This is a genomic window from Methylomonas fluvii (assembly GCF_014850975.1).
Taxonomy (GTDB): domain Bacteria; phylum Pseudomonadota; class Gammaproteobacteria; order Methylococcales; family Methylomonadaceae; genus Methylomonas; species Methylomonas fluvii.
Map to the genome: position 1 here is coordinate 1,385,264 of NZ_JACXST010000001.1, position 20,728 is coordinate 1,405,991.

Here is a 20,728-nt window from a genome sequence, read left to right on the forward strand (position 1 = left end):
GCGTCAAATAGGCTGCGGTAGATTGTTTGGCTTACGCTTGTTTGCTGGATAGCAGAAAGTTGGTCATCGCATTAATCGAGCCGAGATTGTCGATGTTCATGTCTTCCTGTTTGATCCGAAAGTCGTAGCTGGCCTCAAACCAGACCACCAGTTCCAGAATGGCGCCGGAATCGAGCAGGCCGGTGGCAGGCAGAATGTCGTCGTCAGTAACGCCCGAGGCGTCCATGTCCAGCGCTTTGGCTAGCTCTATGACTTTGTTGCGTATCGCGGCTTTGATCTCGTCGGAATTCAGGTTCATCTATCGGTGGCCTCTGGTTTATGTGTGTGGTTATGCCGGGCGGGATAACGCCAGCAACACCTGTGCGACGTCGAAACCCGTGAGAACGCGGTGATCATAAGTGGCGCCCAATACTGCCTTATCGGAATTCTTTGGGGCGGCGTGAGCAATAATCAGCGCTGTCTGCGGCGGTAGAATAGGGGTGTGGCGGCTGACATTCCAGCGTGCCATGCTCGAAAACGATAGGGTGGCGCCGGTGGCTTCCTGCGGTGGTAACTTGTGAGCCATGGCGTGGCGTTGTACCTCGCCGAGGGCGCTGATGAACTGTGCTGCGTTCATGTCTTGCGTGTCGCGGACTACGGTCAGATAAAGCATAGAGCCGGCCTGCACGGTAAAACCGATATTCACCGGCGTATATTGGAAACGCTGGCCGTTGACTATCGTGGAATTAATCAACGGGCGTTCACGACCCAGTTCGGCCAGACGGAAGGCCATCAAAGGCAGCAAGGGCGAGAGCATCAGCTTATGTTCCGCCGCATAGGCGGCGGCCCTTTCCTCCCAGGGCTTGGGGTCGTATTCGACCTCCAGATAGGCCGAGGCCGCATAATCCCGATGCCAAGCCACTGTATGCAGCATGCCCGCCGCTTCTGGCGATAAATCCTGCAAGTCGCCGGCAACCGCTGGCGTATCTTCCCGGCGGTTTGCCGTTTGAGTCGTTGCGGCGGCTTTACCGGGCTTACCGCCCTTGCTCAGCCATGTCTCGATGTCAGCTACCGACAAGCGCTCGCCGCTGACGGGGACGCGGGTTGGGTCGATGTCCAGTTCCTTGAGCATGGCTCGGGCTTTTGCCGTCGGTTGGCGGACAGCGCTTGCTGATGATGAAGTATCCTTGGTTTCTTCCGGGATTGCTTCGTCGCGCGTCTCACCCAGCCAGAACATCACGGCGCCGACGCGGATTTTTTGCCCCGGTTCGCAGTCGACTCTCAGCACGTAGCCGTCTTGTTCGGCTACTACGTCTATCATGGATTTGTCGGTTTCGACGGTGGCGACCACGTCGCCGCTATTGACGAACTCGCCTTGCTTGACGTCGATGCTGACGACGTCCACGAACTCGTCGTTGATGTTCACGCAGGGGACGGTTTGGAAAGTGGGCATGGCTGTCCTTTAAAAAAGGTCGAGAATTTGGTCGATAATCGATTGTTCGTCGGGAATAATGCTGCGCTCCAGGCTGCGGGCGGAGGCGATGGGCACGGGCGGTGTGCCGATGCGCAGAAACTGGCCCTTGAATCCGGATTCGAGTAAAGCGGCGGCGATTTCGGCGCTGACGCCGAAGTCGTGGTGAGATTCTTCGATCACCACCACGCACTCTCGGGTGGCCAGATGCTTGATCAACGATTCGCGCGGCAGCGGCGACAGCAATGACGGCGAGACGATTTCAACTTCCAGCTCTTCTTCGCTTTCCAGTCTGCCTGCCACGGCTTCGGTCATCGTCAGCATGCCGCCGTAGCTTACTAACGTTACATCAGGTTCATTCGCACCCCGGCGTAGAGTAGGAAACAAGTGGGTCGCCACATCATCCGTGGCCGGCAGCGCGACATAATCCGCCGGGTCCATTTTTTCGCCGTACAGTAGTTTGTGTTCCAGAAACAGTACCGGGTAGTGCCAGCGCAGTACGGCGTCGATCAGGAGTTCGGCGACGTTATGTCTATGGCTGCCGTAAACCACGGTCAGGCCCGGCACTGAGGTAAACAGGTGCTCCGGGCTTTGGCTATGCGTGGGGCCGTAGCCGCGCCGGCCGCCGCACGGAGTGCGGATGACGATGGGCACCGAGGTATCCGCAAACATGCCGGGGAACTTCACTGCGTGGTTGAGCAGTTGATCCAGGCATAGCGATAGGAAATCGGCGAACATGATTTCCACGACCGGCAGGTAGCCATCGAGCGACAAACCTATAGCCGAACCGGTGATGCCGGCCTCGCTGATCGGCGTGGAAATCACGCGGCCGGGAAACTCGCTGGACAGGCCTTGCGTCACTTTGAAAGCGCCACCGTATGGATCGTGCAGGTCCTCGCCGATTAACAGCGTGCTTTGCTCGGACTTGAGCAGGAATTGCAAGGCAGTGTTCAACGCTTGGCGAACGTTATTGCCGACTGCGACAGATGGATAGCTGGGCACTGGGTGTTCATGCGCCGCGGTGAAGATGTGGGTCGGGGTTTCGGCGAGCGTGGCTTCCGGGGATGCGTTGGCGGCCTGGCGTACTGCTTCCACGAATTGGCGATTGCGGGCTTCGATATTGGCCAGCGTATCGGCAGGCAACTGCCTGGCCAAGGCGGCCAATGGATCGCGGGCGCGAATCTCGTCAAGTTCGTTCGGATCACGGAGGTCATCACCCTTACTGTGCGGGCCCATCCGCCGAGTGTCAATCACCAGGAAGCCGGGGCCGCGACTCGCGCGTACCTCGCTGACTACTTCGGCTACTTTACGGCAAAATTCCGGATCATTGTCGGCAAGGCGCCAGGTGGGTAGTCCAAATGCCGCGCCACGGGCTTCGATGTCGCCGCCCAGATTGTCGCGACTGACGGTAGTTTGAGAAATGCCGTTGTTCTCGACCACGACCAGCAAGGGTGCGTTCCAGACCGACGCCAGATTCATGGCTTCGTAAACCAAGCCTTGGCCGAGCGTACCGTCTCCTATGATGGCGGCCACGATTCCGGCGCTGCCATGCAGCTTGCGCGCCAAGGCCAGGCCGGCGCCTATGCCCAACATGCCGCCCTGCACACCGTTACTGTGAAAATTGCGATGGACCAGATGTTGACTGCCGCCCCAGCCGCCGCAAGCGCCGGCCTCGCGGCCCATAATCTCGCCAACCAGCCCAACGAAGTCCCCGGAGTACGACAGAAAATGGCCGTGATTACGATGGTTGGAGAGGACGGCGTCATCGGGATGATCCAAGGCGCGCACCACCGATAATGCGGTGAGTTCCTGGCCAATACAGGTGTGAGTGGTGCCCGAGACCAGACCGCGGGAAAATTGATCTAGAACCAGTTCTTCAGTCAGGCGTATCAGGTGACCATAAGCATAGAGACTTTCCGGCTCAAGCCCGATTTGCGGCTTACCATGCTGGTCGCGCGTGAAGCCCGGCACTTCCCAAGTTTTATCTTCCGGAAGGCGAGCTACTTTGTGTGTATCCATGTATTGGTTCCGGAGGTCTTGGCTAGTGCTTTAGTCATAAGAATATAATTTACGCGAACCGGCAGAGCCGTGCAAGAACCGATTGAACGGATCTGGGGTGCGAATTCATCTGTTTGACGGGGCTAGTTGCGATTGCCCGGCGGCATCTTTTCTCTGAGTTTTAAGAAGCGCTGGTAGCGCTCTTCGGCAATTTGGCCTGCGTCTACCGCCAACCGCACCGCGCAATCCTTATCGTTGACATGCCGGCAGTCGTTGAAGCGGCATTTGCCTATGTGCGGCTGAAACTCTCTATAACCCCAAGCCAGTTGCCCTTCCGACAAGCCGGCCAAGCCAAATATCGCTACACCGGGGCTGTCGATTAAATCACCGCCGCCCGGTAAATGGTAAAGCGTTGCGGCCGTGGTGGTATGTCGGCCGTGGCGGGTGATTTCCGAGACTGTATTGGTTCTGAGATTCCGGTCCGGCAATAGCGCATTCGTCAAAGACGATTTTCCAACCCCGGATTGGCCGGCGAACATGCTGGTCTGCTGTGCCAAAACCTGTTGCAAACCCGAAATACCAAGCGCGTGTTTGGCGCTAACTCTATGTAAGCTGTAGCCCAAACTTTGATAGTAGGCTAAGCCTTCTTCAACTATGGCGGAGAGTGGCAGATCGACTTTATTCAGTACCAGCGCCGCGTCGATATTGCAGTTTTCGCAAATCGCCAGATATTGATCCAGCAGCAGAAAATCGCATTCCGGTTCGGCGGCGAAGACCACGAAAATGGTATCCAGATTGGCCGCTACCGGCCGGGTGTCGTTGCCGCGGCTGGGGCGTTGCAACACCGAGCGCCTGGGCAGTATTTGCTCGATGCGGCCTTGCTCGGGTGAAGACATCGACAGCATCACCCGGTCACCGACCACCACAGTGTCCAGTTTGCGCAGCGTTTGGCAGAGGACGAGTTGCTCGGCGGCTGCACCGGCATTGTCGCTCACCTCGACAGCAATACCTTTGCCGAGATGGGCGACGACCAAGCCTTGGTGCAAGTCTGCCATCAGGCGGACTGCATCTTTTCTTCGATATGCGCTATGCGGATGGCGGCCGGCGGATGGCTGTAATGAAATGCGGAGTACAAAGGATCGGGCGTCAGCGTGCTGGCATTTTCTTCGTAAAGTTTGACTAAGCCACTGATCATTTTGCTGCCTTGGGCATTGCGGGTAGCAAAGTCGTCGGCTTCGAACTCGAATTTACGTTGGAAATAGGCGCTGATTGGCTGCATAAAGGTGGTGAACACTGGCGACACCAGCATAAACAATAATAGCGCTGCCGCGTTGGAATGGGTAGTGACCCCCAAACCGTCGAAAAACCAGTCCTGGGTGATCAGCCAGCCTAATACTGCAAAGCTTATCAAGGTCATTGCCGATGAAGCCACCAGCATTTTAATGGTGTGCTTGCATTTGAAATGGCCCAGCTCGTGTGCCAGCACCGCTTCCAGTTCTTCCTCGTCCAGCGAATTAACCAGCGTATCGAAAAACACGATGCGCTTGTTATTGCCCAGGCCGGTGAAATAGGCGTTGCCATGGCCGGAACGGCGCGAACCGTCCATGATGAAAATGCCTTGGCTGTTAAAGCCGCAACGTTCCAGCAAACCTTGAATGCGTTGTTTCAAAGAGCCTTCCTGCATCGGCTCGAATTTGTTAAATAGCGGGGCGATCAGGGTCGGAAACAGCCAACTCATCAACAGCGAGAAACTCATGATGATGGCCCAGGCATACAGCCACCACAGGCCGCCGATGCCGTCCATGACCCACAGAATCAGCGCCAGAATCGGCAAGCCTATGGCTAGCGTCAGGCCCATGGACATTAATTGGTCTTTCACGAACTGCGGCAGTTTGCTTTTATTGAAGCCGTATTTTTCTTCGATAACAAAGGTTTGGTACAAACTGAACGGGATTTCGATCACGGTCATTAACAGAAAGATGCTGGCCATTGACAACAAGCTGGCCGACAACGGCGATAAATCGAAGGTGGACCAGAAATCAAATACTAGGCTGATACCGCCACCTAAGGTCAGTGCCAGCAAGAACACCATGCCGACCACGCTATCGATGTCGCCCAGTTTGCTTTTTTCTACGGTGTAATCGGCAGCCTTTTGGTGGGCGCTGAGCGAGACCCGATCTTTAAAGGCTGCAGGCACCTGCTCGCGATGCTGCAAAACATAGGATTTCTGCCGTATCGCCAGCCAGAATTGGATGCCGTAGGAAAGGACTAAAGCCGCTAAAAAAATGCCAGTAAACGTGTTCATCAAGCCTATGTGGTTGGGGTTAACAATTAGCGGTACAGATTAGCTAATGCTACAATTTGCCGCAACATTATTAATACTATGGAATGAAAATGGCTCAAGATGCCGACAATCTTATCTGGATCGATTTGGAAATGACAGGCTTAGACCCGGATAACGATCTGATCATCGAAATCGCCACGGTAGTCACCGATAAAAACCTGCATATCCTCGCCGAAGGGCCGGTGATGGCGGTGCATCAGTCCGATGCGGCGCTGGCGGCGATGGACGATTGGAATCAAAAGCACCATGGTCAATCCGGTTTGATTCAGCGGGTCAAGGATTCAAAAATCGATGCCGCCGAAGCGGAAGCGCACACCATCGCGTTTTTGCAGCAATGGGTGCCTGCCAACACTTCGCCGATATGTGGCAACAGTATTTGTCAGGATCGGCGCTTTCTCTATCGCTACATGCCCAAATTGGAAGCGTATTTCCATTACCGCAACCTGGACGTATCCACCGTTAAGGAACTGGCGGCACGCTGGGCGCCGCAGTTAAAGGAAGGCTTTAACAAGCAAGCCTCGCACAAAGCGCTGGACGACATCATCGAGTCCATCGAAGAACTGCGTTACTATCGGGAAACGTTCTTTAAATTCTGATGTTGCAATTGTTCGCGGTCGCTCTGGGCGGCGCCATTGGCTCCATGTTGCGCTATCTGGCCTCCAGCGGCGTGTATCTGTGGCTGGGCCGGGGCTTCCCTTACGGCACTTTGACTGTCAATTTGCTAGGCTCATTTTTGATCGGGCTGATGACCGAAGCGCTGATTCTGCAACGTCTGACGATTGCGTTGGAATACCGCACCGCGATTTTGGTCGGCGTGATGGGCGGTTTTACCACCTTTTCCAGCTTTTCCCTGGAAACCTATTATTTGCTCGAACAAGGCCAAATCGGCAAGGCTGGCTTGAATATTGTCGCCAGTGTATTTGGCTGTCTATTGGCGGTATGGGCCGGTCTGGCCTTGGGCAAGGGGCTATTTTTCTATTCGCAGGGCACATTCCGACTATTCGACTGGCCGTTTCCCTATGCATTGGCGCTGGTCAATAGTATCGGTGCGTTTTTGATTGGTATCGTCGCCACCGTTTTGATGCACAAGCTCGCTATTTCGATAGAGTACCGGGCGATTTTGGTGACCGTTTTGATCGGCCTGTTCGTCACTCTGTCCGGCTTATATTTGATTCTCTACCTACTGGAAAGTGGTCATTCCTTCGAATCGCACATGGGGGCAATGCTGACCGTTTTTCTAAGCAACATCATGTTTTGCGCCGCCGCACTATGGTTGGGCTTATGGTTGGGCAAGCAGGTATAGCCGCCGTTTTATCTCTTTTTTCAATTCAGGATATTCATCACCATGCTAGACCCCCGTTTATTTAGAAGTGACTTGGAACAGGTTGTGCAACAACTGCAAAGACGCGGCTTTCAATTCGATGCCGTTGCTTATCAAGCCCTGGAAGACCGGCGCAAAGGCGTTCAAGTCAAAACTCAGGAGCTGCAAAACGAACGCAATACTCGCTCCAAAGCCATTGGCCAAGCCAAGGCCAAGGGCGAAGATGTGCAGCCATTGCTGGATCAGGTGGCCGATTTGGGCGATCAGTTAAAAGCTGCGGAAGCCGAACTGAACGACATTCAAAACCAATTGAGCGTGTTATTGGAAGGCATCCCCAATATTCTCGACGCAACGGTGCCGGCGGGTAAAAGCGATGCAGATAATCAGGAAGTCAGTCGTTGGGGTGAGCCTCGCCAGTTTACGTTTACCCCAAAAGACCATGTCGATCTGGGTGAGCCGTTAGGGATGAATTTCGAGTTGGGCGCGAAAATCGCCAGCGCCCGTTTCGTGGTGCTGGCCGGTAAACTGGCTACCCTGCAACGCGCCATCATTCAACTGATGTTGAATACGCATATCAACGAGCACGGCTATCAGGAAACCTATGTGCCTTTTTTGGCCAATGCCGATAGCTTGCGCGGCACCGGCCAATTGCCCAAGTTCGAGGCCGATCTGTTCACGGTCAAGAATGATCCGACGTTTTACCTGATCCCCACCGCCGAGGTGCCGGTCACCAATATCGTCCGTGATGTGATTGTCGAAGCTAAGCAGATGCCGCTGAAATTTGTCTGTCATTCGCCGTGTTTCCGCAGCGAAGCCGGCGCCTATGGTAGCGACGTGCGCGGCATGATTCGCCAGCATCAATTCGAAAAAGTCGAGCTGGTGCAAATCGTTACGCCGGAAACCTCCGCGCAAGCTCACGAAGAACTCACCGCGCACGCCGAAACTATTCTGCAAAAGTTGAATTTGCCGTATCGCAAAGTGTTGCTGTGCGCGGGCGATACCGGTTTTTCATCCTCCAAAACCTACGATCTGGAAGTCTGGCTGCCCGGTCAGCAAAAATACCGCGAGATTTCTTCATGCAGTAACTTCAAGGATTTCCAGGCGCGCCGTCTGCAAGCACGTTGGCGCAATCCGGAAACGGGTAAGCCTGAATTGGTACACACCTTAAATGGCTCGGGCTTGGCGGCCGGACGCACCTTAATCGCGGTGATGGAGAATTATCAAAATGAAGACGGCTCCATTACGGTACCGGAAGCTTTGCGGCCTTATTTGGGCGGTATCGAAAAGATTCAATAACTTACAATCAGTCAGGTCTTTGGCGGCAGTGAAATAGTTTGGATGCGAAACTATCATCGGGTATTATCGCCGCCGAGGCCGCTAAATCAGTCAAAAATCAATAGTTTGCCGATTTAACAGATGCCTCGTAAATTGAAAACTATAACGAGGGGGTATTATGAGTGAAGCAAATGAAGTGCAAGGACCATCTTTGTATGAACGCATCGGCGGTGAAGCGGCGGTGAATGCCGCAGTGGATGTGTTTTACGGCAAAGTGATGGGGGATTTTCGAATCAACCGCTTTTTTGAAAGAACCGACATGGCGAAACAAGCCGAGCATTTAAAAACTTTTATGACGGTGGCTTTCGGTGGTCCCAACAACTACACCGGACGTTCCTTGCGCGACGGCCATGCCCGCTTGGTAAAAATGGGTTTGAACGACTCCCATTTCGACGCCGTCATGGAGCATCTGGGCGCGACCATGCAAGAGCTGAATGTGCCTGCCGAACTCATCGCGGAAGCCGCGGCACTGGTGGAAAGCGTTAGAGGCGAAGTGCTGGGTAAATAGAATTGGTTCCGCTACCTGGGTGCCTGTGCAAATCGGGTAGCGGCTTCTCTTGCTAGATATTCAGTTTGAATTGCGTGGTTAGTTTTTGTAAGTTTTCCGCCAGCTGATTCAACTGGCGGGCTTCGGCGGTAGTCTGATTCGCCCCGTTACTGGTGTGCTCCGATAAATTGGTAATGTGGACGATATTCCGATTGATTTCCTCGGTCACGGCCGTTTGTTCTTCGGCCGCGCTGGCAATTTGCAGGTTCATCGCGTCGATGGTTTCCACCGATTGGCTGATCGCTTCCAGGGATTGCATCGCCTCCCGAGATTTCTCCACACCTATATGAGCCTGCGTACGGCTTTGCTGCATCACGGCGACCGCCTTGCGCGATCCGGCCTGTAATTCGCCTATCATATTTTCGATTACGGCAGTCGATTCTTGGGTACGGCTTGCCAGGCTACGAACTTCATCCGCCACTACCGCAAAACCGCGCCCGTGTTCGCCGGCGCGGGCGGCTTCAATGGCGGCATTCAATGCCAATAAGTTGGTTTGTTCGGCGATACTTTTAATCACATCCACCAAAGAGCCTATGGATTCGCTGCTTTTTTCCAGGCTTTGAATCACATTGGCGGCGCCTTCGATGTCTTTAGCCAATTGGCTGATTGATGTTGTGGCGCTTGCCACTATGCTCTGACCGTTTTTTGTTTGCTCGTTAGCGGTACTGGCCGCTTGGGCCGCAGTATTGGTAGTGGAGGCAACGTCCTGGATGGTAGCGCTCATCTGGTTCACCGCGGTCGCGACCGAGGTGGTTTCTTCGCGTTGCCGGTCGAGATGAATCGCGCTTTGGTTGGCAACTGTGTAGACTTTTTGCGCCGACGTATGTAATTCGGCACTGGTATGAATAATTTCTTTCAGCAAAGCCGAACTGGTGTCTATCATGGCGTTGAAGTTTTCGGCAATCTCCCGCATTTCATCGTTGGCATCGATATGTATTCTCGCGCTCAGATCGTTTTGGGCAACGCGTTTAGTTGCGAGGTTAATTGCGGTTATGTTGCGACTGACCGACTTGGTCAAGCCCAACAATAGCACAATGACCACCAACAACACCCCGAGTAGTCCGGCCAGCGTAAATTGTAAAAATCGGTCGGCCGCCGCGCTGCGGGTGCGAAAAAGCAGGTCGAGTTCCGCTATCAGTCCGCTGTAGAGTTGGTAGGACTGGGTGATGGCTTGGGTGGAGGTTTCGAATACTGTATCGCTACCAACGGAAATGGTTTCGCTTTCGACCAATTGCTGGCGTAGTAAACCGAGCATGGTTTGTAAGGCTGTTTGGTAGTTTTCATGGGTGCCGTGCAAATTTCGCGACACCTCGGGGGTTTCCGCAAACGCCACGGCCAAGCCTTCATCCACCTTGCGGGCATAGGTTTCTATATTGGCGATTAAGATCAACAGCTTGGTCAAGGATTGCGGCGTGTGGCTGCCCTTGGCGGCGATGCCGGATGCCAGAGCCCGTGTTTGCCCCATCACTTCGATTAATTCGGGCAAATCGGACGTTAGTACGAAGCCCATATGAAAGCTATCCAGCTTGGGGTCGAGAATGATGCCGGATGTATTCGAAATATGGTTTAGTAGCTTCAAACCATCGGCAATCAACAGGTTATGAGCGCTTATCGCCGCACTTAACTCTTGATCCTGAGAATGTGTTTTGATGTCGTTCCATTGTTGGCGGAGCTTGGCGAGCATGTCGTCGGTTTGCAAGGCCTCATGCAGTTCGCGGTCGGTTTTTTCAAGCTCCGCAAAATAGCCATCGATTTCTTCGCGTTTACTAGTGATGCGTTCCTTAAATTGGGTTGCGCCGTTGCGAAATGCGTTGGTCATGCCTCGATGCTGCTGAATGTGCTCGATGGGTTTCCTGAGGGCGGCGATGTAACTTAGGCCATGGCGTTCTTGCTCCAAGGAGTCGATTTCCGTCTGAAATTGCCTGATCAAGGTGCCGGCCATGAACAGCATGGGGATCAGCACGATGCTGAAGAGCAGCGCAAATTTTGCGGGATAGCGGAGCCTATCCATCAAGGCGATTGCGGGCGAAATAACAAAATCCATAGTTAAGATCCTGGCGATGTTGTTGAGGCGCGTGTGTTGGAAACTATAGCTGTTTTACGTTTATTGGAAAGTATCTAGTAAATTTAATTGGTGGCGTGCGTGTTAGCCAGTTTTATGTTCTACAGGCGGGCAATTAGCAGGATCGCCACCGAAATGATTAAACAGCTTCCCGCCAGCCAAGCGCCTGGACGGGACGGCTTTTTCGAAATTCGCAGCATGATGAGGGTTGTCAGGGAAATCAGTAAGGTCGGATACGCTATCGTGATCGCCAACGCCGGCAGCGCAGTGTTTGGACCGGCTTCTTCAAGCGTGTAATAGCTGAAACAGCCTAAACCGGGCAGGGCTAGTATCAGCGCCAAAATCAATAATTTATGATAGAACGCATTCACGGTATACACCTATCTTGGTTATGTTGCGAAATGTATATGACTTGCCGGAAACTTAATCATGGCTGGCCTGAAGTAGCGCTTCTATAGGGCGGGAAAATTTGCCTAAAGCCTGATTTATTGGATTATGATGCACTGAAACTTGCAAGATGGCGGTTATTTTTGGCCGTCTAACCCGCTTTGAGGAGTAGTGATGCAATACGATTCCGGCGTTTGCCAAACATTGGTAGCTTTTAGTTTGGGTTTTTGGCTATTGCCATGCGCTTCGGCGGAACTCACTCGAGAAGGTGTTATCGCGATTATAGCCGAGGCCGGCAGTCAGCAGCCGAACTTGATCAAGAAAGACCTGTCGGGTTTGGATTTATCCGGAATCGATTTCAATAAAGCCGACATGTTTTCCAGCAATCTTGACGGTGCAAAGCTAACGGCGGCCAGGTTGGTGGGTGTCAATCTCAATCTTGCGCAGATGCGTAATGTGAATTTGCAGAATGCCAATTTATCCTCTGCCAGCCTCTATGGTGTACTGATGGATTATGCCGATTTATCCGGCGCGGACCTGAGCCGCAGTCGCGTGACCGGATCGCTGAACAATGTCAATTTCGCCGGCGCCAAATTAAAACAGGCCAATTTAGGTCCCAATTCGGCGAGCCCGCGGCAACTGCGCGATAAGCTGGAAATGAACAATGCCATACTGAACAATGCGGATTTGAGCGACGCTAATTTTAATTATGCGTTGATGAGCAATACATCACTCCGCAATGCCAATTTGAGCGGCGGTCAGTTTATCTGGGCCGACTTGTCCGGCGCCAATTTAGACGGTGCGACTATTTCCGGCGCGGATTTTAGAAGTGCCAAGTTTGATGATGCAAATTTGACTAATGTGAAAGGGGCCGATACCGCCCTGGGCTTTAAAAAATGAGCTTAAATTCGTCGGTCCGGTAGGACAGGCTGAGTTCAAACAAAAGCTCATTAAGATATTGTTGCGATCATTGCGCCGGGTGTCGATAAGCGCAAAGCCGACAAAGCGGGTAGCGGATAGAAGCCCTCGCAATCACTATCGGCAAAATGCGCGTCATCGGCAAAAACTATGTTCAATTGCGATGTCAGTCGGTTGGGTACACGATACCAAGGCATTAAACCGGCCGGTTGAGCATCGACTGGGCCCGTTGCCTTGAAATCCAGCCTGCCTTGCTCATTGCAATAGGCCATTTGCGTACAGGCATTGGCAATAAAATTCAGCCGTTTCCAGCCGCGCAGTTTGGCATGCCAGCGCGACTGGTCTTGCTTGCGATTTTCCAGAAACGCCGCGTAATTGCTTCCCGATAAAACCGATTCCACTTCATACGCAAAAGTCAGCGCCTGGCTAAAGCTCCATTCGCTGGGAATCCCGGCATGCACCAACGTAAAATTAAGCTTGGAATCCTGATGAATCAGGCTACGCAGTCTTAGCCATTTCAATAATTCGTCCCGGTCCGGGGCGTTAAGAATTTCATCCAATGTATCGTCCGGGTCCAATGGCGCATAGCCCAGCGCAACGCTCAAGAGATGAAGCTCTTGTTTGCCCAATACCACAACAGCCGCTTTGCCCAGGCTTTTCACGTAACGCAGTACTTGCAAAGATTCCGGCCCGTGATTGACAAGATTGCCGGCAAACCACAGCCGGTCTTCCAATGGGTCAAAGCCGATGGTGGTCAGCAGTTGCATCAGTGCCCGGTAATCGCCGTTTACGCTGCCGATGGCATAGGTAGTCATAGGTATTTAAATTCCAAAGCTAGGTCTGAACAAATGCCCGGCCATGATCGGAAGGGCAGTGCAAGGCCGGCATATTTTCTGAACCCTATCAATTTTGATGCCATCAATCTTGGTGCCGGATTTCTGCGGAAGATGATCCGGCTAACTCACTGATTATGCCTTGGAAACAGATGAAAAATTGGCAATATGCCGATGGGCATAACCTGTTAAAACGGGTTCGTTCCCCAACAAATTCGCAGTTTTACCGGTGAAATGTAAAGTAATCGACACGCTTTGTCGCGCTGATGAACAAAACCCATCATCCCTGTTGGTGATACTCAGACTGTCGCTTTATTCGACAAGCCGGCAAGGAATTTACTATATGTAAAATCTATTGAAGCCATAAAAACAATCAATTTTCTTTGCTCCAGGAGTTTGTTCACAATGATCTCCAAGCTGGATAGGTTGAAGTTTCAATCAGATTTCCAGTGAATAATTAACCCAGGCCGACATACCGTTCTTAACGAACGAAATGCAGAAATAGATAGGGCCGGGTTCATAACCATTATTACCAGGAGACCTATCATGAAAACCTTAAACACCATTCAATTGGCTATCGTCCTTACTGCCGCCCTTGTTTCGACGGGTGTTCAAGCACATGGTGATCGCACCATGTCCGGCAATTTTTTAAGTAGTTTGATTGCCGAAGTAGTGTACGACGATCCATCGTTCAACCGGGGCATACACGGTTATCCACATCCGCTTGCACCGGCAGTGGTAGCTGAAAAAGAGATGATTTATGTCGATAAGGCCCATGGTCAAGCTATTTATAGCTATCCCAGAAATACCAAATGAGCTCGACTTTTGGCGGGCGCTTCCGGGCGTTCCGCCAGTATCGCCCGAATAGTCACTTCGCTATGATGCTCGCGAAAGCGGGAATTCAATATTACCATTGGCTTCCCGTCTGCGCGGGAGCGACGATTGTTAAGGGCCGGGTTAAAAGATTCTTGCCTTCTCGGGAACCAAGGCTTTAGGGGAGTCTACGAGCATGGTTGAAAATCTTGAAAAGGTTTAAACCAGCTAATTGGAGTACGAGCTTACAAAGCTCGTACTAATAGCACCGGCATCCAGGGGATTGCCAGCAGCAGAAAGCCGGTAAACCAGATGTCGAATGTAGGGCGCAACGCTGGGGCTTCCAGTTGGTCGGCGGCCGGATTGCTGGGGGCGAATATTAATACCAAAGCGACTAACAGCATTAACGGCGGCGCAAACAAAAATCCCAGCAATATTCCCCAGGCCGAAGAGCCGATGTCGCGGCAGCGTTTTATCATGGCGGATACACCGAATAAGCCGCATGCCAAGGCGATAATCAGGTAGAAAGGCACGGCATATTCGTCGGACGATCCGCTGGTCGTTATCTGATGCGCATACAAGGGTAGTGCCAAAGCATTGAGCAAAGCAGGCAGCCCTAAAGCTATATATCGAGAGCGGTCGTAACGCAGCATGGTTCTATATATTCCCTAAATTTACCGTTAACCGGATCGACTAGGGTAGCTCAGCGGCTGACGATTGCCAATTTTTGCGTGTTTTTTGATAATCCCGGCACGATCTTCATAAGTATTCAGGGATTGTTTTAGTGGCTTTATCGGTTACTGCTCTGACCACGACCACTGCTGATACACTTACAGCGAGCCCGGTCCTATTCATAACGGGTATGCCGCCATTCAGTAGCAATCCGCCAGGCAAATGCGCAATGATCAAAAAAATTGATGTAGCCGACCTGAAGCCCAAAATGTTTATCCACGACATCAACTGTCCGTGGATAAACCACCCGTTCTTGCGCAGCAGCTTTTTGATCGAATCCGCTCAAGACATCGAAAAAATTGCTGCCTACGGCATTCGCCAGGTTTACATAGACACCACGCTTGGTCCGGATATGCCGGAAGCTCCAACCGTTCATGATATAAATCGGCAGCTTGACGCGCATATGCAGCACTTGGGGCGCACGCTGAAAACTGTACCGCCGCCGCTGGTTAGCGTCGAAAAGGAACGGGTAAAAGCCAAGCAAGTCTGCCGCGAAGCCAACCGCATCGTACACAACGTCCTCCAGGATTGCCGCTTGGGTAAGCAGGTCGAATTGGAGCAGGTAGAGCCGGTAGTTTCCGGCATCATCGATTCGATTTTCCGTAACCCGGACGCCATAGTCAGCCTGCTCAGAATCAAGCAGGCTGATAAATATACTTTTCAGCATTCCGTGGCGGTCGGCACGTTGCTGATTAGTTTTTGCAGAGCTTTGGACATAGACCGTAAACTTATCGAGCAGGTCGGCCTTGGCGGTTTGTTGCACGACATCGGCAAAATGCAGGTGCCGAATAACATCCTCAATAAACCTGGAAAACTGACGGAAAGCGAATTCGAGATCATGAAAAATCATGTGCGCTACGGCTGTCAGTTATTGGAGAAAACGCCGGGCATTTCACCCATTACGCTCAATGTCGCCGCCGAACACCACGAATGCTACAACGGTAGCGGTTATCCATTAGGCCTGAAGGGCGATGAAATCAGTCTGTATGGGCAGATGGCTGCGGTCGTGGACGTATACGATGCATTAACGTCCACGCGCATCTATCACGCCGGCATCGAACCCACCGAAGTGTTGAGAAAGTTATTGGAATGGAGCGACGATCATTTCAATCTGACGCTGGTACATCAATTTATTCGCAGCATCGGCATTTACCCGGTCGGCACCTTGGTGCGGCTGGAGAGCGGCTATCTGGCCGTCGTAGTCGAACAACATCATGAAAACCTGCTGCATCCCCGGGTGAGAGTGGTATTCAATGCCCGGACTCGCTGTTACACGCCTCCGGCAGATTTCGATCTGTCCAAACCCGGTTGTGATGACCGTATCACCACGTTTGAGGTGCCAGCGAAATGTGGGATCGATCCTCAGCGCTATTTATAGCCACGGTGAAGTTGCCGTCTGATTTTTATGGCGCTGTATTGGGCTACTCACGTAGCCCAATACAGGATTATGCATGTTTTGGCTGGCAATCAGCTATTCAGCTTCTGTAGCGATAGGCTCGCCTGATTCATCGACTGGCTGCACAAATTCAAACAACTTGGAACCGGCATTAATCACTTCGACGTTACCTTGAAAACCACTGCGCGCAGCAACATTTTTGCAGAATGTTCTTTTGATAAAGCCGGTCGTACATTTATTGGTGCCGTTGCTCAGATCGTCGGCTATGGTCCAGCCATCGGGACAAATAATCGTGGGAATATCGAACGTTTTGCACACCGGTTTAGGTGTCGTGCCGCCGCCGGTTGGCTGGGCATGGGCAATAGCGCTGACGCCGAACAAAATAGTGCTTAGGAAAAATAATTTTGGCGTTTTCATATGATACCTCTTCGATGATGATCATTGATCAAGCTCCCTGGGATGGGGTGGCATGAAGAATCCCTTTCGAAGAGGAGATTAAGATTTAGGCTCGAATTTTGATATGAACTATTCCATCCGCGCCGGTGGGATTAATTCACAGCTATTTCCAACGCTAATGCAGTTATTTGAGCAGCTTTTAGGCTAGGCACAATCTCGCTGCCAATCATCGATGATCTGACATAACTGGGCCAAACCATCGCTAAGTGCTGCCGGGCCGGGTTGTAAAATATCGCACGATTTAATCTCGTAAACCCTCTGTTGCTGCACAGCAGGAATGCTGTCCCAACCGGGGCGGGCAGCCAGATGATCCGGGCGGAATTTTTTGCCGCACCAGGAGCCAATGATAATGTCCGGCGCGCGCCTTACCACTTCCTGAGGATCGGCGATGATGCGTTGTTTGGCGGAGTGTTCGGTGGCCAATTCGGCAAAGCAGTCGTCGCCACCGGCGATGGCAATCAACTCCGATACCCAGCGGATGCCGGAAATTATAGGGTCATCCCATTCTTCAAAATACACTTTTGGACGTTTGGCAAACCCTAGGCTGTCTTGGCGGGTGGTGTCCATTTGCTGCCGGTATTGAGCCACCAGCGCAGCGGCTTTTTCCGGGACGCCGACCATCGCGCCCAGCAAGCCTATCATTTGCAAAATACCGTTGACCGAGCGTTGATTGAACACATGCACAGCGATACCTTTACGGATCAACTCCGCCGCGATGTCGGCTTGCAAATTGGAAAATCCCAGCACCAAATCCGGCTGTAATGCCAGAATTTTGTCGATTTTGGCGCTGGTAAACGCCGAGACCTTGGGTTTTTCCTGGCGAGCCTGTGCCGGTCTGACCGTATAGCCGGAAATGCCGACAATTCGGGCTTGCTCACCCAGCAAATACAAGGTCTCGGTGGTTTCGTCGGTTAAACAGACGATGCGTTCGGGGTAGTCCATTGGGTCATCCAAATTAGGTCATCAGAGGCTTTAAACCAATTCCTATCGGCCAATAAAAACCGCCTAACAGCATGTAGCCGAAAGGCGGTGTCATCAGCTCGGAATGCTTTACGGCTTAGCTGGCTTTGATCAAGCTGGCATCGTAATCTTCCGGTGCTTCAAAACCCAACAGATTCAAAATAGTCGCAGCCACATTCGACAAGCCGGCTTTCGGCAAATCGTCGCGGAGTGTGTAGCCAGGGTTCTCACCGGACACCAACACGAACGGCACCGGGTTCAAAGTGTGCGACGTTTTGGCTTTGGTGCGGCCTTCGGCGTTGCGGGTGACATTGCCTTTTTTATCCAGCTCGTACATTTCGTCGGCATTGCCGTGGTCGGCGGTGATGATCGCCGTGCCGTTCATCTCCAAAATCACCGGAATCAGACGCGCCAATTGCAGATCCAGGCCTTGCATCGCGGTAACCGCTGCCTCGAAATTGCCGGTGTGACCGACCATATCGCCATTGGCGTAATTGACCCGCAGATATTTGTATTGGCCGCTACGCACCGCAGCTATCAGCGTGTCGGTGATCTCAGCGCATTTCATCCAGGGCCGTTGTTCGAATGGGACTACATCGCTGGGGATTTCCACATATGTTTCGGAGGCTTCGTCGAATTTGCCGGAGCGGTTGCCGTTCCAGAAATACGTGACATGGCCGAATTTTTGGGTTTCGCTGATTGCATATTGCGACACGCCGTTTTTGGCTAAATATTCGCCCAACGTGCGATCGATGGTGGGCGGTTCGACCAAAAAGCGCGGCGGCAGTTTGGTATCGCCGTCGTATTGCATCATACCGGCGTAAGTGACTTTCGGTAATGGGCCGCGCTCGAAGGGGCTGAATTGCTCTTCGATAAACGCCCGGGAAATTTCGATGGCGCGGTCGCCGCGGAAATTGAAAAACACCACTGCGTCGCCGTCAACGATAGTACCCAGCGGTTGGCCGTCTTTGGCAATCACAAAGCCCGGTAAATCCTGGTCGATGACGTTGGCTTCGCTACGGAAGGTTTCTATTGCTTCGTGGGCGCTGGCAAATTGTCTGCCCAGGCCTAGCACGTGAATATCCCAACCGCGTTTGACCATCGACCAGTCGGCTTCGTAACGGTCCATCGTGATTTGCATACGTCCGCCGCCCGAGGCGATGGCGACATCAAAATCCGCACCGCGCAAGCCATCCAGATAAGCTTCGAACGGATCGACATAATCCAATGCTGACGTTTCGCCCACATCGCGGCCATCCAGCAAAATATGCAAACGTACTTTGGCAACGCCTTCTTGCTTGGCTTGTTCGATCATCGCTTTCAAATGATCGATATGCGAATGCACATTGCCGTCAGAGAATAGACCTAAGAAATGCAAAGTGCCGCCTTGTTTGGCGGTGGCGACGACCTCATGCCAGGCATGGCCTTGCCAGAGGTGGCCGCTGGAAATAGATTCGGCGACCAATTTCGCGCCTTGGGCAAACACCCGACCAGCGCCGAAGGCATTGTGGCCGACTTCGCTATTGCCCATGTCTTCGTCGCTGGGCATGCCCACTGCGGTGCCGTGCGCCAGCAGTTTGGTCATCGGATAGCTGGCCATATAACGGTCCAGATTCGGGGTGCGCGCGGCTTTAACCGCGTCGCCGTCTTCGCGTGGCGAAATGCCCACGCCATCCAGGACGATGGTGACGACAGGGCCGGGGCAGGCGGGAAAACGGGAAGATTTTTCTAATTTCATGGTGTTATGTCAGTGAATGGTACGTCAGAAGTTAAAAGAAACAGGGTTTGGCGATTCAGCTTTGCCTGACGGCTGCGTGGTCAAAATGCCGAACATCATACCTGATCGGCGACGTCCAGCAGCAGGTCAGGATAAAAGAAGGCGTTGGCAATGGTGACGTTGACTTTCATGTCGGAAATGTAATTGCAGCAGGGCGTGTCATTTAGTGATTGATCTGCGCTGGCGCCTCGCCTTGCAAATAATCTTTCACGCTTAATGTTAATTTCTCTGCCAGAGCCATCTTGGGTTTGCCTTGGATATACGCAACGATTCTAACGGTTGCCGACACAATGTGGAACCCTTGCGCCAAGTATTTCGTCCAAGCTAAGGATCGAGAAAAATCCGTGCATTTCAAATCCACTTTGTCACACCAGCGAGCGTACAATTTAAGCTATCACGCCATTTGCCTGGATTGCATACATAAAAAAGGTGCCGTTATGACCATCGCCCAACCGCAAAATCCGCTTGAACCCTTGCTGGAAAATTGCCGTTATTTTGAATACACCCAAGCCGCCGATCCAATCGGTTCAGGAACGATTTCCAAACTACCGTTCGCCAATTTCGGCAGCGAATTGCATCGAACCGGCGGCACCCGGATTATTCCGCTGGATGTCAGCGAGCAATTACGTTGTCCCGGTCCGGCCACTAGTCCGGCGTTGTGCGCAAACTTTGTCAGAATTCTGGCCGGCGAGTCGCTGGAAACCCTTTTCAATGCTACCTCGCTGTTGTTTTATGTGATGTACGGCAGCGGCCGCACCGAATTTGATGATCTGACCATCCCCTGGCAAACCGGTGATTTTGTGGTGCTGCCGGTGGGCAAGGATATTCGACATGTTGCCGACAGCGATTCGGCCTTTTACCTGGTGCACGACCAGCCGCTGTTGACTTACCTGGGGGTGACAGCCGATAGGCCATGCTTTAAGCCGACGCTTTATACCGCAGAGGATTCGTTGCGTGAGTTGGCCGCAGCGCAAAAAGCCGCGGAGACGGTAAATCGCAACCGCATCAGCGTGTTGCTGGCCAACAAAGCCATGGACCAAACCCTGACCGTGACGCACACCCTCTGGGCGATGCTGGGCGTGCTGCCCAACGGCGCGGTGCAATTGCCGCATAGGCACCAATCGGTGGCATTGGATTTGATCCTGGATTGCGCGCCGGGTTGTTACACCTTGGTCGGGCCGCAGATTTCGGCAAGCGGTCAGATCGTCAATCCCACCCGCGTCGATTGGCAACCCTATTCCGCTTTCATCACCCCGCCCGGCTATTGGCATGCGCATTTCAACGAGTCGGGCAAAGAAGCGCATTTGCTTCCGCTACAGGATGCCGGCTTGCAGACTTATTTACGGAGTTTGGATATTAAGTTTGTATTGCCGGATGGCAGTGTTTCGCGGTGATTTTG

At 52.6% G+C, this 20,728-nt stretch carries 20 protein-coding genes; 8 read left to right on the forward strand and 12 right to left on the reverse strand.

What is annotated here, in order from left to right; translation table 11 throughout:
* Positions 1 to 31: 31 nt before the first annotated feature.
* The 5 genes from EBB_RS06630 to EBB_RS06650 all read right to left on the reverse strand — a co-directional run bounded on the left by EBB_RS06630 (position 32) and on the right by EBB_RS06650 (position 5,753).
* Entirely contained in the window at positions 32 to 298 is a 267-nt protein-coding gene (locus tag EBB_RS06630) for an acyl carrier protein (protein ID WP_192392991.1), read from the reverse strand.
* 30 nt (positions 299 to 328) lie between these two features.
* Positions 329 to 1,432 carry a 2-oxo acid dehydrogenase subunit E2 gene (locus tag EBB_RS06635; protein ID WP_192392992.1) on the reverse strand — a complete coding sequence of 368 codons (1,104 nt, stop codon included), beginning with the start codon at positions 1,430 to 1,432 and terminating at the stop codon, positions 329 to 331.
* Between the two features lie 9 nt (positions 1,433 to 1,441).
* Entirely contained in the window at positions 1,442 to 3,469 is a 2,028-nt protein-coding gene (locus tag EBB_RS06640; protein WP_192392993.1) for an alpha-ketoacid dehydrogenase subunit alpha/beta, read from the reverse strand.
* A 122-nt stretch (positions 3,470 to 3,591) separates the two neighbouring features.
* Positions 3,592 to 4,503 carry a ribosome small subunit-dependent GTPase A gene (gene rsgA / locus EBB_RS06645; protein ID WP_192392994.1) on the reverse strand — a complete coding sequence of 304 codons (912 nt, stop codon included), beginning with the start codon at positions 4,501 to 4,503 and terminating at the stop codon, positions 3,592 to 3,594.
* Positions 4,503 to 5,753 (reverse strand): M48 family metallopeptidase, encoded by a 1,251-nt coding sequence (locus tag EBB_RS06650; RefSeq protein ID WP_192392995.1) that lies wholly within the window; start codon positions 5,751 to 5,753, stop codon positions 4,503 to 4,505. Before EBB_RS06650 ends, rsgA begins: the two co-directional genes overlap by 1 nt.
* A gap of 89 nt (positions 5,754 to 5,842) precedes the next feature.
* On the opposite strand from EBB_RS06650, the gene orn reads away from it, so the two are divergent.
* From orn to EBB_RS06670, 4 genes are all read left to right on the forward strand, one after another.
* Positions 5,843 to 6,388: an oligoribonuclease gene (gene orn, locus EBB_RS06655; RefSeq protein WP_192392996.1), complete on the forward strand. Its 546-nt coding sequence runs from the start codon at positions 5,843 to 5,845 to the stop codon at positions 6,386 to 6,388.
* On the forward strand, positions 6,388 to 7,095 hold the full coding sequence (crcB, locus tag EBB_RS06660; RefSeq protein WP_192392997.1) for a fluoride efflux transporter CrcB: 708 nt from the start codon (positions 6,388 to 6,390) through the stop codon (positions 7,093 to 7,095). The genes orn and crcB overlap by 1 nt, the downstream gene beginning before the upstream one ends.
* A 42-nt stretch (positions 7,096 to 7,137) precedes the next feature.
* Positions 7,138 to 8,409 (forward strand): serine--tRNA ligase, encoded by a 1,272-nt coding sequence (serS, locus tag EBB_RS06665; RefSeq protein ID WP_192392998.1) that lies wholly within the window; start codon positions 7,138 to 7,140, stop codon positions 8,407 to 8,409.
* Between the two features lie 157 nt (positions 8,410 to 8,566).
* Positions 8,567 to 8,956 (forward strand): group I truncated hemoglobin, encoded by a 390-nt coding sequence (locus EBB_RS06670; protein WP_171697483.1) that lies wholly within the window; start codon positions 8,567 to 8,569, stop codon positions 8,954 to 8,956.
* A gap of 52 nt (positions 8,957 to 9,008) precedes the next feature.
* On the opposite strand, the gene EBB_RS06675 is transcribed toward EBB_RS06670, so the two are convergent.
* Together EBB_RS06675 and EBB_RS06680 are read right to left on the reverse strand one after the other, a co-directional pair.
* The gene (locus EBB_RS06675; protein ID WP_192392999.1) at positions 9,009 to 11,039 is read right to left on the reverse strand and encodes a methyl-accepting chemotaxis protein; all 2,031 of its coding nucleotides are present in this window, start codon (positions 11,037 to 11,039) and stop codon (positions 9,009 to 9,011) included.
* A 119-nt stretch (positions 11,040 to 11,158) separates the two neighbouring features.
* The gene (locus tag EBB_RS06680) at positions 11,159 to 11,428 is read right to left on the reverse strand and encodes a hypothetical protein (protein WP_192393000.1); all 270 of its coding nucleotides are present in this window, start codon (positions 11,426 to 11,428) and stop codon (positions 11,159 to 11,161) included.
* Between the two features lie 190 nt (positions 11,429 to 11,618).
* On the opposite strand from EBB_RS06680, the gene EBB_RS06685 reads away from it, so the two are divergent.
* A complete protein-coding gene (locus tag EBB_RS06685; protein WP_192393001.1) occupies positions 11,619 to 12,344 on the forward strand; it encodes a pentapeptide repeat-containing protein in 726 nt (241 codons plus the stop codon).
* A gap of 50 nt (positions 12,345 to 12,394) precedes the next feature.
* Here EBB_RS06685 and EBB_RS06690 read toward each other — a convergent pair whose 3' ends face one another.
* Complete coding sequence (locus tag EBB_RS06690; protein WP_192393002.1) at positions 12,395 to 13,177, reverse strand: symmetrical bis(5'-nucleosyl)-tetraphosphatase; 783 nt, start codon at positions 13,175 to 13,177, stop codon at positions 12,395 to 12,397.
* Positions 13,178 to 13,741: 564 nt separating this feature from the next.
* Here EBB_RS06690 and EBB_RS06695 point away from each other — a divergent pair.
* Positions 13,742 to 14,011: a hypothetical protein gene (locus EBB_RS06695; protein ID WP_192393003.1), complete on the forward strand. Its 270-nt coding sequence runs from the start codon at positions 13,742 to 13,744 to the stop codon at positions 14,009 to 14,011.
* A 242-nt stretch (positions 14,012 to 14,253) separates the two neighbouring features.
* Here the strand turns inward: EBB_RS06695 and EBB_RS06700 are convergent, their stop codons facing one another.
* The gene (locus EBB_RS06700) at positions 14,254 to 14,661 is read right to left on the reverse strand and encodes a DUF805 domain-containing protein (RefSeq protein ID WP_192393004.1); all 408 of its coding nucleotides are present in this window, start codon (positions 14,659 to 14,661) and stop codon (positions 14,254 to 14,256) included.
* Positions 14,662 to 14,909: 248 nt separating this feature from the next.
* Here EBB_RS06700 and EBB_RS06705 point away from each other — a divergent pair, with 248 nt between their 5' ends.
* Entirely contained in the window at positions 14,910 to 16,118 is a 1,209-nt protein-coding gene (locus EBB_RS06705) for a cyclic di-GMP phosphodiesterase (RefSeq protein WP_192393005.1), read from the forward strand.
* Positions 16,119 to 16,211: 93 nt separating this feature from the next.
* Here the strand turns inward: EBB_RS06705 and EBB_RS06710 are convergent, their stop codons facing one another.
* The 3 genes from EBB_RS06710 to gpmI form a co-directional block, all read right to left on the reverse strand.
* Positions 16,212 to 16,553, reverse strand: coding sequence for a hypothetical protein (locus tag EBB_RS06710; RefSeq protein WP_192393006.1), 342 nt, complete (start codon positions 16,551 to 16,553; stop codon positions 16,212 to 16,214).
* 183 nt (positions 16,554 to 16,736) lie between these two features.
* Entirely contained in the window at positions 16,737 to 17,534 is a 798-nt protein-coding gene (locus EBB_RS06715) for a cobalamin-binding protein (RefSeq protein ID WP_192393007.1), read from the reverse strand.
* Between the two features lie 115 nt (positions 17,535 to 17,649).
* Positions 17,650 to 19,290, reverse strand: a complete 1,641-nt coding sequence (gene gpmI, locus EBB_RS06720) for a 2,3-bisphosphoglycerate-independent phosphoglycerate mutase (RefSeq protein WP_192393008.1) — start codon at positions 19,288 to 19,290, stop codon at positions 17,650 to 17,652.
* Positions 19,291 to 19,766: 476 nt separating this feature from the next.
* Between gpmI and EBB_RS06725 the strand changes: the two genes are divergently transcribed.
* Positions 19,767 to 20,723, forward strand: coding sequence for a cupin domain-containing protein (locus EBB_RS06725; RefSeq protein ID WP_192393009.1), 957 nt, complete (start codon positions 19,767 to 19,769; stop codon positions 20,721 to 20,723).
* Positions 20,724 to 20,728: the final 5 nt, after the last annotated feature.